This is a genomic window from Lactococcus sp. LG606, assembly GCF_017309645.1.
GTDB classification, from domain to species: domain Bacteria; phylum Bacillota; class Bacilli; order Lactobacillales; family Streptococcaceae; genus Lactococcus; species Lactococcus petauri.
Map to the genome: position 1 here is coordinate 1,445,528 of NZ_CP071301.1, position 17,278 is coordinate 1,462,805.

Annotated in this window: 19 protein-coding genes; 4 read left to right on the forward strand and 15 right to left on the reverse strand. The window is 38.9% G+C overall.

What is annotated here, in order from left to right; translation table 11 throughout:
• Positions 1-181: 181 nt before the first annotated feature.
• From J0J35_RS07110 to rsgA, 10 genes are all read right to left on the reverse strand, one after another.
• The gene (locus J0J35_RS07110) at positions 182-499 is read right to left on the reverse strand and encodes an ATP cone domain-containing protein (protein ID WP_003133409.1); all 318 of its coding nucleotides are present in this window, start codon (positions 497-499) and stop codon (positions 182-184) included.
• A gap of 205 nt (positions 500-704) precedes the next feature.
• A complete protein-coding gene (locus J0J35_RS07115) occupies positions 705-1,313 on the reverse strand; it encodes a nitroreductase family protein (protein WP_019292184.1) in 609 nt (202 codons plus the stop codon).
• 149 nt (positions 1,314-1,462) lie between these two features.
• The gene (gene upp / locus J0J35_RS07120; RefSeq protein WP_003133406.1) at positions 1,463-2,092 is read right to left on the reverse strand and encodes a uracil phosphoribosyltransferase; all 630 of its coding nucleotides are present in this window, start codon (positions 2,090-2,092) and stop codon (positions 1,463-1,465) included.
• A gap of 74 nt (positions 2,093-2,166) precedes the next feature.
• On the reverse strand, positions 2,167-3,294 hold the full coding sequence (locus J0J35_RS07125; RefSeq protein WP_003133404.1) for a cation:proton antiporter: 1,128 nt from the start codon (positions 3,292-3,294) through the stop codon (positions 2,167-2,169).
• A gap of 90 nt (positions 3,295-3,384) precedes the next feature.
• A complete protein-coding gene (locus J0J35_RS07130) occupies positions 3,385-4,254 on the reverse strand; it encodes an aldose 1-epimerase family protein (RefSeq protein ID WP_206916345.1) in 870 nt (289 codons plus the stop codon).
• A 15-nt stretch (positions 4,255-4,269) separates the two neighbouring features.
• A complete protein-coding gene (locus J0J35_RS07135) occupies positions 4,270-5,214 on the reverse strand; it encodes a 3'-5' exoribonuclease YhaM family protein (protein ID WP_206916347.1) in 945 nt (314 codons plus the stop codon).
• A gap of 1 nt (position 5,215) precedes the next feature.
• A complete protein-coding gene (gene rmuC, locus J0J35_RS07140) occupies positions 5,216-6,502 on the reverse strand; it encodes a DNA recombination protein RmuC (RefSeq protein ID WP_206916349.1) in 1,287 nt (428 codons plus the stop codon).
• Positions 6,499-7,158 (reverse strand): ribulose-phosphate 3-epimerase, encoded by a 660-nt coding sequence (gene rpe, locus J0J35_RS07145; RefSeq protein ID WP_165717107.1) that lies wholly within the window; start codon positions 7,156-7,158, stop codon positions 6,499-6,501. Before rpe ends, rmuC begins: the two co-directional genes overlap by 4 nt.
• An 8-nt stretch (positions 7,159-7,166) precedes the next feature.
• Entirely contained in the window at positions 7,167-7,373 is a 207-nt protein-coding gene (locus J0J35_RS07150; RefSeq protein WP_019292188.1) for a hypothetical protein, read from the reverse strand.
• Positions 7,345-8,226, reverse strand: a complete 882-nt coding sequence (rsgA, locus tag J0J35_RS07155; RefSeq protein ID WP_206916367.1) for a ribosome small subunit-dependent GTPase A — start codon at positions 8,224-8,226, stop codon at positions 7,345-7,347. Before rsgA ends, J0J35_RS07150 begins: the two co-directional genes overlap by 29 nt.
• Before the next feature lie 92 nt (positions 8,227-8,318).
• On the opposite strand from rsgA, the gene J0J35_RS07160 reads away from it, so the two are divergent.
• The 4 genes from J0J35_RS07160 (at position 8,319) to J0J35_RS07175 (ending at position 10,227) form a co-directional block, all read left to right on the forward strand.
• Complete coding sequence (locus J0J35_RS07160; RefSeq protein ID WP_242520613.1) at positions 8,319-8,900, forward strand: DUF2975 domain-containing protein; 582 nt, start codon at positions 8,319-8,321, stop codon at positions 8,898-8,900.
• 14 nt (positions 8,901-8,914) lie between these two features.
• On the forward strand, positions 8,915-9,121 hold the full coding sequence (locus J0J35_RS07165; RefSeq protein WP_019292191.1) for a helix-turn-helix transcriptional regulator: 207 nt from the start codon (positions 8,915-8,917) through the stop codon (positions 9,119-9,121).
• Between the two features lie 114 nt (positions 9,122-9,235).
• Positions 9,236-10,009: an XRE family transcriptional regulator gene (locus tag J0J35_RS07170; RefSeq protein WP_206916371.1), complete on the forward strand. Its 774-nt coding sequence runs from the start codon at positions 9,236-9,238 to the stop codon at positions 10,007-10,009.
• Between the two features lie 23 nt (positions 10,010-10,032).
• The gene (locus J0J35_RS07175; protein ID WP_206916374.1) at positions 10,033-10,227 is read left to right on the forward strand and encodes a hypothetical protein; all 195 of its coding nucleotides are present in this window, start codon (positions 10,033-10,035) and stop codon (positions 10,225-10,227) included.
• 151 nt (positions 10,228-10,378) lie between these two features.
• On the opposite strand, the gene J0J35_RS07180 is transcribed toward J0J35_RS07175, so the two are convergent.
• From J0J35_RS07180 to J0J35_RS07200, 5 genes are all read right to left on the reverse strand, one after another.
• Positions 10,379-11,410: a 3D domain-containing protein gene (locus J0J35_RS07180; protein WP_206916376.1), complete on the reverse strand. Its 1,032-nt coding sequence runs from the start codon at positions 11,408-11,410 to the stop codon at positions 10,379-10,381.
• A gap of 159 nt (positions 11,411-11,569) precedes the next feature.
• Positions 11,570-13,978, reverse strand: coding sequence for a phenylalanine--tRNA ligase subunit beta (pheT, locus tag J0J35_RS07185; protein ID WP_206916378.1), 2,409 nt, complete (start codon positions 13,976-13,978; stop codon positions 11,570-11,572).
• 48 nt (positions 13,979-14,026) lie between these two features.
• Positions 14,027-15,067: a phenylalanine--tRNA ligase subunit alpha gene (gene pheS / locus J0J35_RS07190; RefSeq protein ID WP_019292196.1), complete on the reverse strand. Its 1,041-nt coding sequence runs from the start codon at positions 15,065-15,067 to the stop codon at positions 14,027-14,029.
• 364 nt (positions 15,068-15,431) lie between these two features.
• Positions 15,432-15,572 carry a hypothetical protein gene (locus tag J0J35_RS07195; RefSeq protein ID WP_227671637.1) on the reverse strand — a complete coding sequence of 47 codons (141 nt, stop codon included), beginning with the start codon at positions 15,570-15,572 and terminating at the stop codon, positions 15,432-15,434.
• Between the two features lie 183 nt (positions 15,573-15,755).
• Positions 15,756-17,045, reverse strand: a complete 1,290-nt coding sequence (locus J0J35_RS07200; protein WP_017368598.1) for an adenylosuccinate synthase — start codon at positions 17,043-17,045, stop codon at positions 15,756-15,758.
• Positions 17,046-17,278: the final 233 nt, after the last annotated feature.

The following is a 17,278-nucleotide window of genomic DNA, read 5'->3' on the forward strand; positions in this document are numbered from 1 at the left end:
CTGAAATCTTTTGGGAATCTCATGATACCGCTCGGATATAACGTAATGTTTCTCATATTACAAATTATATCAAAGATTAAAATTATAAAGAAGTAATATTACACTCATTTATTTTTAATTAAGGAACACAAAAAGCAGATTCTCAGAGAATCTGCTTTTTATTTTCAATATAGTCTCGCTGTTAGTGCTTACGATTAATTTCTTGTTTCACTTTATATTCAAGGAAATCTTTTGCCACTTCTTTGTCAAAGTCATTGAGCTGGTTGACCACTTGGTTTTGAATTGTGTCAATCTCAATCTTATCAAAAGGAATTTCAGCGATAACTTTCTCAACAACCTTAGCAACATTGTTGGCAATCATATTGGCATGTAAGGGTTTGTCTTTGTATTTTCCATTAATTGCAGCTTTAAAAACCGCTGTTTGTATACGAAATGAATCCCAATCGACAACGCGACCATTACGTTTTATCACTACTTTATTGAGCAATTTTGCTTCCATATCTTCTCCTTTATGTGCTTTATCTTGCGTCCTTAGTTCTAAGGAATTTTTCGAAATCATATTTTGGCTCATATCTTGATTATCTCAAAATATTTTATTGCCTCAAACAGTAGCAACGCTAGTCTTTTTCGAATAGTATTACTTTCTTTTATTATAGCAAATTATCATTTTTCCTACAAAAAAAAGCCCTAAGGCCTTTATTAACTTATTTTACGATAATGAAACGGTCATCATCTGCCATGTAAGTTTTTTCTCCTGCTTCGTCTTCGATAGAACCGAATACGAGTTGACCACGTAGTTTCCAGTTTGCTGGAACGTTCCATTCTTTAGCAACTGCTTCATCAATAACTGGATTGTAGTGTTGCAAGTTTGCCCCAATACCAAGTTCTGCAAGAGCTGTCCATGCATTGACTGAAGTGATACCTGAAGCTTGCTCGCTCCATACTGGGAAGTTGTCTGCATAAAGGGCAAATTGTTCTTGCAAACCTTTTACGACGTCTTGATCTTCGAAGAAGAGAGCTGTACCATAAGCAGCTTTGAAGCCATCAAGTTTTGCTTTTGTACCTTCCCAAGCTGACTCAGGAACACCTTGTGCTTTCATTGTTGCTTTCAATTCGTCAGCCACGATTTGGCCCCAAAGTTTTTCTTGCGCCTCACCTGTAACGATAAGTACACGTGTTGTTTGGCTGTTGAAAGCTGATGGGCTGTGTTTTACTGCTTCTTTAATTGTTTCGATAGCTTGGTCTGCATCTTTAACATCTTTACCAAGTGCGTAGATTGAACGACGATTTTTGAGTGAGTTGATAAATGACATAGTAATGTCTCCTTTTATTTTCTTATTTATGTTTACAAATGTAATCTTAACACATAAATTTACGCTTGTAAACTATTTAGCTCAGGATTTTTATTTTTTTTATAAAAAAACGCTAGAAAGCTTTTACTCTCTAACGTTTTAAAGTTTTATTATTTTGTTCCGAACAAACGGTCTCCAGCATCACCAAGTCCTGGAACGATGTAGCCATGTTCGTTAAGGTGATCATCAAGTGCTGCAACATAGATATCAATATCTGGATGCGCTTCTTGGACTGCTTTTACACCTTCTGGTGCTGCAACAAGACAAACGAACTTGATATTGTTAGCATTACGCTTTTTAAGGCTATCAATTGCAAGAATTGCTGAACCACCTGTAGCTAACATTGGATCAACCAAAAAGATTTGGCGCTCAGCGATATCTGTTGGGAGTTTAACCAAATATTCAACTGGTTTGAACGTTTCTTCATCACGATACATACCAATGTGGCCCACGCGCGCTGCTGGGATAAGTTTCAAGATACCATCTACCATACCGATACCTGCACGAAGAATTGGCACAACTGCTAATTTCTTCCCTGCAAGTTCTTGCGCAGTCATGTGCGCAACAGGAGTATCAATTTCGACATCTTGTACAGGCAAGTCACGAGATACTTCATAAGCCATAAGCATACCAATCTCGTCAACGAGTTCGCGGAACTCTTTTGTTGAAACGTCTGCACGACGCAAGATTGAAAGTTTGTGTTGGATAAGTGGATGTTTTACTACTTGACAGTTTGACATAAGAAACCCCTTCATTTTATATACTTTGACTATTTTATCATTTTTCTTGTCATAAGTCTGTTATTATTGTTATTTTAGTCTTTTTTCAAAGAGAGCTTGATTAGGAACGGTGCAATCAGAGTGCTGAGGATAATCACGATAACCAGCTCTGAATAAATATCGCTATTAATCACTTGTGAAGCAAGACCAATCTGCGCGATGATTAAAGCCATTTCACCACGAGAAACCATTCCTGTACCGACCAAGGCACTGTCTGAGCTTGTAAGTCCCGTTGATTTCCCGATGAAATAAGCCGGAATAAACTTCGTCAATACTGCTAATAAAGTAAAGAAGAGAATCAAGATTGGATGTTCAAAGATGCTCTCGAAAGTTACGGAAATCGCAATGGAAACGAAGAAAACTGGGATGAAGACGACATAAGCAATAGCGGAACTGTATTCCTCAATCTTATGAGAAACGTCTGTTTGACTTAAAGCTAATCCAGCAAAGAAAGAACCAATCACAGCTGACATACCCGCTGCATCAGCAAGGAGGCTTAAAACCAAACAAAGAATGAGCGCCGCTGTTGTATTTTTTGCGTAGACCGGAAGTTTCTCCACAAAACGCCAAACTTTAGGGATTGACTTGTGTACCAAGACAAGGAAAAGAAGGAAGAGGAATTCCATGAAAAACTGCTTTGGCAAGTTGCCAGAAGAGCTTTGTGTAGATGTGAAGATAGATAGAGCTAAAACAGCCAGAATATCGTCTACAACAGCCGCACCCAAGATAATAGAGCCTGCCTTTGTGGAAAGCTTACCGTATTCTTGCAAAACTTCAACTGTAATCGAGACAGAGGTTGCTGCAAAGACGATACCATAAAAGATAGCCGTTGAGAAGGCATAGCCCATCATCGTTGTTACGCCCCAGAAAACCAGTAAAGGAACAAGGACACCCGCTAGGGCAACCAGTAAAGCAGGTTTAAAGTTTTTCTTTAAAACCCCTAGGTCACTCTCTAGCCCTGCCAGAAACATGAGCAGAATCACCCCAATTTCGGAGAGGACCTCAATGGTGTGTCCTCCTTGCAACCATCCCAAAGCAGCAGGTGCTAAGACAATACCAATCAGTATTTGACCGACTACTGCGGGAATTCTTATTCTTCTTGCGATTAAAGTTGCGACTAATGAAGCCACTAAAATCAGTGTAAGTTGGAAAATATCATTCATACTTTCTATTATAGCAATTTACAGCTGCTTTTTCTCGCGGTCTTTCTTAAAAATTTAGAAAAAGATAGACTTACTGTCTATCTTTTTGTCTTAGTTTATTTCAATAATATATTCACAGCTAAAAGTTTCATGTGGAGCAAGTTGATTCATCCCAAATTTTTCGGTAAGTTCGCCTGTTGTGCTAACTTCATCTGCTATACCAGCCCAAGGTTCGATACAAACAAAAGGAGATTCAGCTGGATAGGGACTCCAAAGACCAAAGAAAGGCATATTTTCCCAAGTGACTTTCACACTTCGGCTATCTAAGCGGTTTGTTAAGGCCACTGACATCTCATCTGATGATGTATAAACGAGCGCGTCTTTAGAAAAGCGTTCATGGTTCAGTGCTATATCACTCACCTCAACCTCAGATTGCTCTTCTCTCTTAAGCGTACCCGTTGGTAAATCTAAAGGAAGAAATGTACGTTTTTCGGCTGGGGCTATCGTCAAGGTGTAATCCTCAAAGCTGCCTTTTTCGAGAGGAACGTTAAAAGCTGGATGAGCACCCACACCAAAAATCATCGTCTTTTCATCTTTGTTTTCCACTTGATAACGTACGCGCACTTGATTTCCTGTCAATTTGTAACTTACCTTAAAGCTAAATTCAAAAGGATATTGTGCAAGTGTATCAGCATTTGAGGTAATTTCATAAACCAACTCATCCTCTTTTTCCTGTACGAGTTTGAATTCTGTATCACGTGCAAAGCCGTGTCCTGACATCTCATAGTTTTTACCTGCGTAGCTGTAATGTCCGTCTTTTAACTTCCCAACAATCGGGAAAAGAACAGGAGCATGACGTCCCCAAAACGCTGGAGCTGCTTGCCAAAGATATTCGATACCCTCTTTTTGAACAGAGTGTAATTCTGCACCAAAAGTGTCAACTGCAACCGTTAATGTATTATTTTTAAGTGTGTGTTTCATCTTTTCTTCTTCTCTTTAGTTATCTAATGGTTTATAAAAGTTACGATTTTCCAAGGCAAAAACGCGTTGACTTGATTGTCCCGGTTCAACATTATTTAGAGCGGTCATCATCATCATCATGCTAGCATCCATCATATCAATCTGATGAATGATTTCTGCTTCCATGATTTTAGGGCGGACAGGACTGCCATATTCTAACTGGCCGTGATGACTCAGTAAAACATGACGCAGTAAAAGCAAGTCCTCTTTTTCATCACTGATGTCAAGTTCGATCGCTGCTTTACTGACTTCTTCATCGATAAGAACGATGTGTCCTAAGAGATTTCCACGCAACGTATAACTTGTGTTTTCATAACCAGTAAACTCTAAACATTTGGCCATATCATGCAAAAGAATACCTGCAAACATCAAAGATTCATTGAGCTGTGGATAAACTTCACATACTTTTTCGGCCAGTTGGAGCATCGTGGTTGTATGATAAGCCAATCCACCTTCAAAGGCATGATGATTGGTTTTCGCAGCAGGAAACTGATAAAATTCACTGTCAAATTTTTTCAAGATATGACGAACGATACGATTCCATGTTGCATTTTCAATACGGAAAACGATACTTTCAACATATTTACGGAGATCCGTCTCATTTACCGGTGATTTTTCACGATAATCTGCAGGGTTAGCTGGTTCGTTACCTTCCGGCAAACGTAGGCTAATTCGATTGACCTGCGGCATGCCGTTGTAGAGTTCTTTTAAGGCTTTCATATGAACCACACGCCCCGCAACAAACTGCTTGACAGCTTTAGGATTGGCATCCCAAATATTGCCCGAGATTGTTCCTGTCCGATCTTGAAAAACAATCGCAAGGAAATCCTTACCTGCGCGTGTTCGACGAAGCTCGACTGATTTTATCAGGTAGAATCCTTCAAAAAATTCTCCCATAGCTATGTTTTTTATCAGAACCATCTTAGTCCCCTTCTATTTCTAAAAGCGCAGCACTCGTGTCTTTGTCAACGGCATCAATCGTGCGCAATTTACGATTCATGACATTCGTTCTTGTCGTAATCAGCGTATTGATTTCTTTTTCGGACTGTTGCAAACGTTCGTGAACTTTCTTAAGCGAGGTTTCAAACTTACCAAATTCGGTTTTAACAGCCCCAAGCATTTCATAAACTTCACTTGATTTTTGTTCTATCTGTAAGGTCTTAAATCCCATTTGCAAGCTATTCAAGACTGCTGTCATGGTTGTTGGACCAGTAACATTTACCTTATAATCACGGCTGAGTTGCTCATAAAGGTCTGTGTTATTTACCACTTCCATGAAAAGCCCCTCAATAGGTAAAAACATGATTGCAAAGTCGGTTGTCTTTGGCGGTAAGATGTATTTCTCCGAAATTGATTTTGCCTGAGCTTTAACCGCGGCAAACAAGGCTTTTCGTGATGCTTCAATCGCCAGCATATCGTTTGTTTCAAGCGCAGTTTGCAGGCGTTGGTAGTCTTCCAAAGGAAACTTTGAGTCAATCGGCAATAAAACATCACTGCCTGCTACTTTACCAGGCATGATAACCGCAAAATCTACTGCATTTCGGTCTTGAATGTTGACTTGCTCCTGGTACTGACTTGAGGTGAAAATTTGCTCTAAAATACGGCCAAGTTGTACCTCGCCAATAATACCTCGTGTCTTCACACCCGTCATTACTTTTTGTAGGCTATCGACATCACTGGCTAGGTTACGCATTTCGCCTAATCCTTTATCAACTGAAGTCAGAAGATTTGTGACCTGTTCAAAGCTTTGGGAAATCCTTTTGTTTAATGTTTCCTGAAGCTTTTCATCCACCGTGTTCTGAATTTGACTGAGCTTTTTATCATTAGCCTCTTGCAGCTCCTGAAACTTACGGTCAAATTTATCCGTAATAGCTGCTGACATTTCTGCTAAGTTAAGCGCAATTTTATCTAGTTTTTGCTCGTTGGAACTTTGTAAATCCTTAAACTGGTAATCAAATTTAGCATTGATATTTTCTGTCAGATTTCCTAAGTTTGCATTCATATTATGCGATAAGCTTGAAACTGTTCCGGAAATTTCTTGGCGATTTTGCCCCAACTGTTGCGACATTTCTATACGTAACTCTGTCAGGTTTGAAGACAGATTTTCGACCCGCGCATTCAGTTTGGTGTTAGACTTTGGCTTTTTGAAAAAATTAGTAATCCCAATCAGAATGGCTAAAATCAAAAGAATAATAATGACGACGTTCATAATCTATCTCTTAACTTTTGAATATTATCAGCCACATCGCCTTTAAAGACAAAAGATCCAGCTACAAATACATTGGCGCCTGCTTCTCGTGCTTGGTCAACAGTTTTATCGTCAATACCACCATCAACTTCAATATCAAATTCTAGATTATTAGCTTCACGTAATTTCACAAGTTCACGAATTTTATCCATCGTTTCAGGAATAAAGGCTTGACCTCCAAAACCAGGATTGACAGTCATCACTAAGACCATATCCACCATGCCGAGAACAGGTTCAATCATTGAAACGGGAGTTCCAGGATTGATGACTACACTGGCTTTCATTCCAGCTGCTTTAATCTTTTGTAATGCACCATGGATATGTGCTGTTGCTTCAACATGAATACTCATGATATCCGTACCAGCTTTCGCAAACTCTGTGACGTATTTTTCTGGATTTTCGACCATCATGTGCACATCCAAAACCATATCTGTATGTGGGCGAAGTGCAGCAACGACACCAGAGCCAAAAGTCAAGTTGTCAACAAAATGACCATCCATAACATCAATGTGTACATAATCAGCACCAGCAGCTTTAATCTTTGCGACTTCTGCTGTAAAAGCACCAAAGTCAGCAGCGAGAATAGATGGTGCGATTTTATTTGTATATTGTTTCATGTTTCCTCCTATTTTTTCAAGCCAAAGAAAGCTTTATTGATTTGGTATAAGCCCCAAATAGTTAAGACAACAAGCAAGCCAAAAAGTGGCCACTTCCAATCTCCTAAACTATTTTTAAACAGAATGATAAGGCCCCAAAGAATCACTAAACCTAAAAAGCCGGCTTGCTTCATCCAAATGTTTCCTTTAATTTTGTTTTTTTCTTTGTTTGGCATAAGTTTCCCTCGTGTTGTTTATTTCGGTTAATAATTGTAGATAGTTCTCATAACGGCTCGCTAAAATCCTACCTTCTTCAAGTGCTTCTTTGACAGCACAAGAAGGTTCATGTGTATGGGTACATTCTCTAAACTTACACCCATGACTTTCTCGTAAAATTTCTGGAAAGGCCGCATTTAAATCGGGTTGGTTAAAGACATCATAGTCTAGATTTGAAAATCCTGGGGTATCTGCAATTAAGCCTGATGCCACTTCAAAGAATTCCACATGACGCGTAGTGTGACGTCCACGTCCTAGTTTGTCTGAAGTTTCTCCCGTAGCCAAGTTCATACCTGGCGCAATTAGATTCAACAAAGTTGTTTTTCCAGCGCCCGTTTGCCCCATAAAGACCGTAACTTTATCTGCTAATACTTCTGTCAGTTCTTTCCAGTCAAAGAAAACTTGATAGCCAATCGTTTCATAATTCTTTTTGAACTGTTCATACTCACTGACATCCTCAAGCAAATCTAGTTTCGAAATGTAGATGAGAGGCTGAATATCTTTATGTTCCAAAAACACAAGAAAGCGATCCAACAGGTTCAAGGAAAAATCAGGATTAACCGTTGACATGATGATGACAGCCTGATCGATATTCGCAATGGAAGGACGAATCAAGCTGTTACTGCGTTTGTGTATATCTAAGATATAACCTTCTGAATTTTCTTCAGCTGAAAAGTCCACAAAATCACCAACGATTGGCTTCATCCCTTTCTTACGAAAGTTACCACGCGCTCGCGTTTGATAAACTTGTCCCTCAGATTCTACATTGTAAAACCCTGCTAAAGATTTAATAATACGTCCTTTTTTTACCATACTGATATTTTAACACATTTCATATAATTATTATTCTCTGCTCCTTGAAACCCTTACGACTATCTCTCTTATAAAAAACAATTGTTCTTTGAATGATACATCTATACGTACAAAACCATAGTCAACTCATATCGCAAAACGATATTTTCATCTTGACAATCAATCATCCATCACTTATAATGAACAACATGAAAGAAATATCGAAAATTAAGACCACCTTTCTCAAGGTTGCACTTGTACCTGTTATTGCATTTATCCTTTTTTTCTTTGTTGTTTTGACACAAGGGCTCATCAGTTCCTACTCTGATCATGATATTTATTTTGTAAAAATTCTCTTTTATTTGGCGCTTTACATAGCTGCGGCCCTATCTCTTGTCGTAACGATTTTTGTCTATCGTATACTGTTACTTATTGAGCGTGGTACAGCCTTTACTGAGCCGGCCTTAAAGATAATTTCTACTATTAAAAAATTATCATTTGCAACTTTCTTTGTGCTTCTTGGAATTTTACCTATGACCTATCACATCATCGAGGTGATTCATGCACCGGTAATTATGGTTATTGGTGTAGCCATTAGTGTTACTCCTTTTATTGTTGCTATCTTTATTGCAACAATTGAAAAGCTCCTGCAAAGTGTCATTCAGATTAAATCAGAAAATGACCTCACGGTTTAAGAAAGGAGTATAAAATGGCAATAAAAGTACATATAGATCGAATGCTTGTAGAGCGTGAAATGTCTGTGACTGAACTTTCAGAACGAGTGGGTATCACAATGGCTAACATTTCTATTTTAAAAAATGGTAAGGCTAAAGCAATACGCTTCTCTACACTTGAAGCACTTTGCAAAGCACTCGACTGTCAACCTAAAGATCTCCTTGAATATCGAGAAGATTAATAAATGCAAGGAAGCAAGCTCGCTTCCTTTTATTGACTCATTCAATTTTTTAGCTTGACTTCTATTCTATTTTAGCTTATAATATTGATAAATTCAATAAAAGAGGATGGAAGCATGAATCTAGGACAAACCTTAAAAAAGCTACGTAAAGAACATCAGTTTACTCAAAAAGACATTGCCAAGATGCTTGACATCACTCAAGGGACTTATGCGCTTTGGGAGAAGAAAACCAGTAATCCTGCTTTAGAAATGATTACTAAACTTGCAAATATTTACAAAACACCTATTGATCTTATCCTCAACGAAAATCAAGGGCATTCTCCTTTTATTGAGCTTCTCGATATTTACAAACAGTTAGATGCTGAACAGCAAAAGAATGTCTTGAATTTTTCACAGTTTCTTGCCAGTCAGAAACCACAAACTCTTCCTGACTCAGATAATATCATTCCTTTACGTACTTACCGTCGTGAGGAACTATATACGATTGAGGTAGCTGATGAGCAATTATCTGCTGGTTTTGGTCAGGCTCTGAATGACACCCAAGAGACTTACACCATCTTTACAGACGTACGTCCAGGCCGTTATGATGGTGCTGCACGCATCAAAGGAGACTCTATGCAACCAGAGTATCCTAACTTCTCTATTGTCACCTTTGTTACGACTGGTTTTGATAGAGATGGCGATATTTATGTCATTTCAGAGGGCGGACCCGGAGAAGAACAGCTGTATTGCAAGCAAGTTTTTCGAGACGGAGAAAGTTTCCGCTGTCACTCACTCAACACCGATCCACAATACAAGGATTTTTACTTAGATGAAGAAACTTCAAGAATCGTCGGCCCTGTCGTTGATTGTATTGAAGAAATAACGCCCGAATTAATCGAGAACTAAGAATATTATAAAAGAAGGTCACAATGGAATTTATAGAAATTGTTTTAATGTTTGGTGGAATAGGCTTAGGTTTTGCAGCTCTCTATGAAATAGCCCTCTGGTTTAGTCCTGAGGAGCGAGATTTACGTGAGACTAAAAAAGTAAAACAAGTTGAAGCTCAAAAATTCATCACTCTGCAAACGGCGATAAAGTTAAAAACTGGTCAGAAAGTTTCATGAAAGAAAGATAAGTGCAGCCTTAGCTCACAAAAAAAAGCCCAAGAAGACTTTGAATAACCTCTTCTTGTGCTTTTTTTAGTACTCATAAATGCAAAAGAAAAAGCATACTTAAAGTAGTTTTGAAAGGCTACTGTAGATATGCTTTTGTTTGTTAAGCAAGTACATTAATCTGAATTGTTTTACGACCCCAAGCTTGCGCTTGAGCTGTTGTTGGAAGGTGAACATCAATAATATTTCCCTTGATAGCTCCTCCTGTATCACCTGCAATAGCAATGCCATAACCTGGGACTTCAACCATCTTTCCTAAGGGAATGACAGAAGGATCTACGGCAATACACATTGGATTTTGGTGCAAGTTAATCCCTGTAGCTGTGATAAAACCTAAGCCGTTATCTGAGGAGTAAGCTGTAGCCGAAACAGTCAAGGAAGTTCCACCATCACTACTCGGAGCTGTAATCGTAGTATCTTTAGGCTCCGAAACTTGAGGTGCTTCATTTTTCTTTGAAGCCAACTGCTCTATTTTAGGCTGATCTGCATTCTCGTCTACTGTTGTATCTTTAGACATTTCTGCTTTGGCTTTCATCTCCTCCAGTATGTTCTGGTTATCAGTCATTTTATTTTTTAGAGTATGAATACTCTCTTCAAGGTTCTCCGCTTGCTCTTGGTAGTCTGCCTGAGCAGTTTTTAACTCATCTTTGGTTTGCATAAGTGAGCTTTGCATTGTTTCCAAATTTTTCTGCGTGTCAACTAAGTCCTTAGCTTGCGCATCCTCAGCTCTTAATATCACACTCAGGTTTGTCCAAGCCTGTATTGCTTCATGAAAATCATTAGCATTCAATACTACATTAAGAACAGAAGCTGAAGCTCCACCGTGAGCTTGCATGGCACGCATTTGCTTCGCTACTGTTTCTTTTAAAGAATTGTATTTTCCCTCAGTTCTTTCAATTTCTTGATTCAGACTTGCAATCTTTTCTTGCGTTGTTTTTAGCTTATTTTGCGAATCAGTTGCTTTTGCGTAGATAGCATTTGTCTGAGAAAGTTCTGAGTTGAGCTGTTGTTGAAAGTTCTCGATATCTTTATTAATCGTACTTTCGTCAGCTTTAGCAACTTGTAGGCCCATTGTCAGCATTCCGACTGACAGTCCAAGTAAAGTTGCACCTTTTTTCCAATTGTTCTTTTTCATATTTTACTATTTTAACACAAAAAGAACGCAGGTTGATGTCGAATACATTACACAGAGACATACAAACTTAATGTAAACCGCTTTTATTAATACTTTATCTCTTGACTTTTTTTAAAACTCATAATAAAAACCTTAGAATATACTTCTAAGGTTTTTCATTTAACGGATTTCAACCGCTAAAGTTTCTACAAGATTTTTCGTAATTTTTGCCATTGCTTTTGCAATTTCTTCTTCTGTCATTGTCTTTTCACGACTTTGGAAAGTTAAGCTATAAGCCATTGATTTCTTACCTTCTGGTAAGTTTTCACCTTGATAAATATCAAAGAGCTCAACTTTGCTTAATGTTTTAACTTTACTTGAAGTGATTGTTTCTACGATTTCAGCATGTGTTTTCTCTGCATCAACTAGCATCGCAATGTCACGATGCACAGCTTGAACTTTTGGAATTTCCACAAAGACTGTCTGCGCTGGTGCAAGCTCAAGCATTGCATCCAAGTCCAGTGAAGCCACATAAGTTTCTTTCACATCATAAGCTTTTGCTGTTGCAGGATGAACTTGCCCAACGAAACCAACTTGACGGTCACCCAAAAGAATACGTGCAGTACGCCCTGGGTGCATTTCTTTGACTTCAGAATAAGCTTCAAAAGCAAGGTTGTCATAACCTGCTAGGAGTTGTTCAACAATAGCTTTTGCATAATAAAAGTCCACAGCTACAGCATCAGAACTGTAGGTTTTGTCTTCTACATTTCCAGAAATAGCAAAGGCAAGATGTGGAATTTCAAGAGGACGTGTATCTTCAGAATCTGTCGCTACAAAAATATTGCCTACTTCATAAATTGCAACATCTGCATTTTTGCGGTTTTGATTGTAATTAACAATATCTAAGAGACCCGGAATTTGACTGCCACGTAAGGTTTGACGATCTTCTGTCATTGGCAACATCAACGATGTTGTTGCCCCTTGTGTTTCTACAAATTCTTGCGCTTTTTCTGCTGTAGTTAAAGAATAACCAATAACTTCTGAAAGCCCTGCCGCTTCGACGTGTGTGCGTACCTTGCGACGTAATTTTTGCATGGCAGTTAATTCACCTGCTGTCGCACCTGAAGGTAGAGTACTAGGTAAATTATCATAGCCATAAATACGAGCTACTTCTTCCACGATATCGGCTTCAATCTTGATATCCCAACGTCGTGAAGGAATTTGAATGTCAAATTGTCCTTCTTTTTCTTGTGTTTCAAAACCAAGTTGCGCTAAAATCGCAAGTACTTCTGCATCTTCAAGTGATGTTCCTAAAGCCGCATTGATACGGTCCAAAGTAATGTTAACTTCTTGAAGTTTGGGCATGAAGTCATTTGACTCTACCACACCTGAGAGAATCTCTCCACCAGCCAGTTCTTGAATCATGGCTGCTGCAAAGTCTAGTGCTTCACGTACTGTACCTTGGTTGATTCCTTTTTCAAAACGGCTTGAAGATTCTGAACGTAAGGCAAACTTATGTGAAGTTTTACGGATTGAAGTGCCGTTGAAAAGTGCAGCTTCTAAAGCTACTGTGACTGTTTGATCAGTAATTTCACTGTCAAAGCCACCCATGACACCTCCAAGAGCTACCGGTTGGCCATTAGCTGTAATTACGATATCCTCAGGGCTAAGTTCCCGCTCTTGCTCGTCGAGAGTAATAATCTTCTCTCCTTGATCCGCCTGACGCACCACAATTTCATCTGCACCAAACTTATCAAAATCAAAAGCATGAAGCGGTTGGCCGTAGTACATCAAAACATAGTTGGTTACGTCAACGACATTATTAATGGGGCGAATACCAGCATTCATCAAGGTATTTTGTAGCCAAAGTGGTGATGGAGCAATTTTGACATTTTCAATCATACGAATTTTATAAGTCGGAACTTGTTCTGTACTTGTTTCCACTTTTACAGCTACCTTATCAGCCGCTTTTTTGGCTACTTCGGTTACCGTTTTTTCTTCAAAATTGACTGTTTTACCATAGATAGCTGCTACTTCATAAGCAACACCACGCATTGACATTGCATCAGCACGGTTGGCCAAGATATCGGGTTCGATAATTTCATCATCTAAGTCAAGATATGGCAAGACACTGTCACCAATCACTGCATCTTCAGGTAAAATATAGATGCCATCTTCATGCTTCATTGGATTAACAGATTCAGGAATACCAATTTCATCAAGTGCGCACAGCATTCCTAAGGAAACGATACCACGGATTTTTCCTTTTTTGATTTTATAGTTATCCGCGATACGTGCACCCACAAGTGCTGTAATGACTTTAATTCCAGCTTTGACATTTGGAGCACCACAGACGATTTGGAGCGGTTCTTCTTCTCCAACATCAACTTGGCAAATATGTAGATGTGTTTCAGGTACATCTTCACAAGTCAAGACTTGACCGACAACAATTTTTGACAAACCTTGTCCTGGTACAGTTACACCTTCAATTTCAATACCTGAAAGTGACATTTTTTCTGCCAAATCAGCAACAGGAACATCATCAAGACCGTTGACTAATTTTTTTAACCATTTATATGATACTAACATTTTATTTTTCCTTTTATTCCGTATTCTTTTATGTCTTTACTTCTGAAATTATTTTCCAAATTGTTCTAAGAAACGTAAGTCACCTTGATAGAAGCCACGAATATCATTGATACCATAGCGGAGCATTGCGATACGTTCTTGTCCCATACCAAAAGCAAAACCAGAATATTCCTTGCTGTCGATACCACTCATTTCTAAAACGTTAGGATGAACCATACCCGCACCGAGAATTTCAATCCAGCCAGTATATTTGCAGACATTACATCCCTTGCCGCCACATTTGAAGCAGCTTACATCGACCTCAACAGAAGGTTCCGTAAACGGGAAGTAAGAAGGACGTAGACGAATCTCACGGTCAGCACCGAACATTTTTTGAATGACAAGTTCAAGCGTACCTTTAAGATCGGCCATCGTAATGTTTTTATCCACAACTAAGCCTTCGACTTGATGGAATTGGTGGCTGTGAGTAGCATCATCCGTATCACGACGGTAAACGCGACCTGGAGCAATCATGCGTAAACCACCTTTACTAAAGTCATGTTGGTCCATCGTGCGCGCTTGCATTGGCGATGTATGTGTGCGTAATAATACCTCGTTTGTTACATAGAAAGTATCTTGCATATCACGCGCAGGATGATCTTTAGGCAAATTCATACGCTCAAAATTATAATGATCCGTTTCGACTTCATAGCCGTCAACAATCTCATAACCCATACCTAAGAAAATTTCCTCAATCTCTTCTGCTGTTTGAGTCAAAATATGACGCGCACCTTTTTTAGGTGCATGACCGGGTAAAGTCACGTCTAAAGTTTCAGAATTTAAGGCTGCATTCATGGCTGCTGCTTCAAGCTCTGCTTTTTTCTCCTCAAGTTTCGCTCCAAATTCGTCACGGAAGGCATTAGCTAGAGCACCGATAACTGGACGTTCTTCATTTGTTAGGTCTTTCATCCCTTTGAGGATTTCTGTCAGCTCACCTTTTTTACCCATGATTGCTGTTCGCAAATCATTCAGCATTCTTTCTTCAACAGCTGCTGTTAAATTATTCAAAGCTTGTTCGCGTAAAGCTTCAATTTTTTCTTGTAAATTCATTTCTTCTCCTAATACCTTCTAACCGTGATGACAAAAAATACCACGATTTCAACCCCTAAACAAAGGAGCGAAAACCGCGGTACCATCCTATTTTATCACTTAATTAAAGACTATTTTAAATTAGAACGAGGTGAACTTCGATAACTTTTCCGTGTGATGATTTGCAGTCGACGACATCACTCCCTTAAACGTTCCAGTAACCTACTCTTCTCATTCTTTATATGTTCTTATTTTAGCAGATTTATCTCATTTGTCAATGGTTATCGCTGCCTTAAGCATTTTCCACAATTATTAACAATTTCAAAGAATTATTACTTCTTGATTTTAAGGATATACCCCTTACGCCTATTGATTTCTTTTTCTTCTACTTCTGTTTCTGGTGGCAGATTGAAAGCTGGCGGACATAGGTGGGATAGACTACGACATTTCCTGAAAACATCCCATCTTCAATCGTTTTTACTACTGCAGCATCCGTTTCAAAAGCCGTACGGAGCCATTTTTTCACGACTATAAACATAGCAATAAGTATTTGGACAAAACTCAGGCTCACAAACAGCACTACTCTTATTCTCTTTTTCAATAATATTCTCCTCCAAAAACAATAATTAATTTTTAGCAACTAATACGAGAAAAAAGGCACCAAAAAAAGCAATCAAATCAATGATTGCTTGCTTTTAGATTTATTTCCTTAGGCTTCCCAAACGTTTTCCAAAACGTTTGTTTGGTCACGGTCTGGACCAACAGAGAATGTTGAGATACGGACACCAACGAGTTCTGCAACACGAAGAACATAGTTGCGTGCTGTTTCTGGAAGTTCTTCCAGAGTACGCATTCCTGTAATATCTTCAGACCAACCTGGCATTTCTTCGTAAATTGGTTTGCAACGTTCCAATTCTTTAAGACTTGCTGGGTAGTGAGTGATTTCTTTTCCGTCAAGTTCGTAAGCGACACAGATTTTCACTGTTGGTAATCCTGCCAGAACATCAATAGAGTTCAAGCTAAGATGAGTCAGACCTGAAACACGTCGTGAGTGACGCATAACGACCGCATCAAACCATCCTACACGGCGTGGACGACCTGTTGTTGTACCATATTCATGTCCAACTTCACGGATTTGGTGACCTGTTTCATCAAAAAGCTCTGTTGGGAATGGACCATCACCAACGCGTGAAGTGTAGGCTTTACATACACCAACTGCTTTATCAATTTTTGTTGGACCAACACCTGAACCGATAGCTACTCCTCCTGCCAATGGGTTTGAAGATGTAACAAAAGGATAAGTTCCTTGGTCGATATCTAGCATAACACCTTGTGCACCTTCAAAGAGGACGCGATGGCCTTCATCAAGCGCATCGTTCAAGATTACTGAGGTGTCCGCTACATATTTTTTAATTTGTTGACCGTATTCATAGTATTCGTTAAAGATTTCATCGAAATCAAGTGCTTCACTATCGTAAAGTTTAACAAATTCACGGTTTTTATTTTCAAGATTTGTACGTAGACGTTCTTCAAAAATTTCTTTATCAAGAAGGTCTGCGATACGGATACCGACACGTGCCGCTTTATCCATGTAAGCTGGGCCGATACCTTTGATTGTCGTACCAATCTTTTGATCGCCTTTAGCTTCTTCTTGAAGGGCATCTAACTTGATATGGTAAGGCAAGATAACGTGGGCGCGGTCTGAGATACGAAGATTGTCTGTTGTTACACCGTTTTCGTGGAGGTAAGCAATTTCTTTTACCAGGGCTTTGGGGTTGATGACTACACCATTACCGATAACAGATGTTTTTTCTGGGAAGAAAATACCAGATGGGATAAGGTGGAGTTTGTACTTAAAGCCGTCAATAACAATAGTGTGACCGGCATTGTCCCCTCCTTGGTAACGCGCAATAACCTCTGCGTCTGAGCTGAGGAAGTCAGTAATTTTACCTTTTCCTTCATCTCCCCACTGCGTTCCTACAACAACAACTGATGGCATAATAGCTCTCTTTTCTTTTAATATTTGTACGCTCTATGTCTCCTTTTCAAGAGGCACAGCTGGCATTTTGATATTGAAAAGCTCCTATCGCACTATTCCTATTATAGCAAAAAATATAATTTACTTTGAGTAAGAAACGAGTTTTTTTCTATAAAACTACTATTTTGTTCGGAAATATCTAACTTTATCCTAGTTTTCTTTACAAACCTTACTTTTTTGCCCCCATTTGTTTT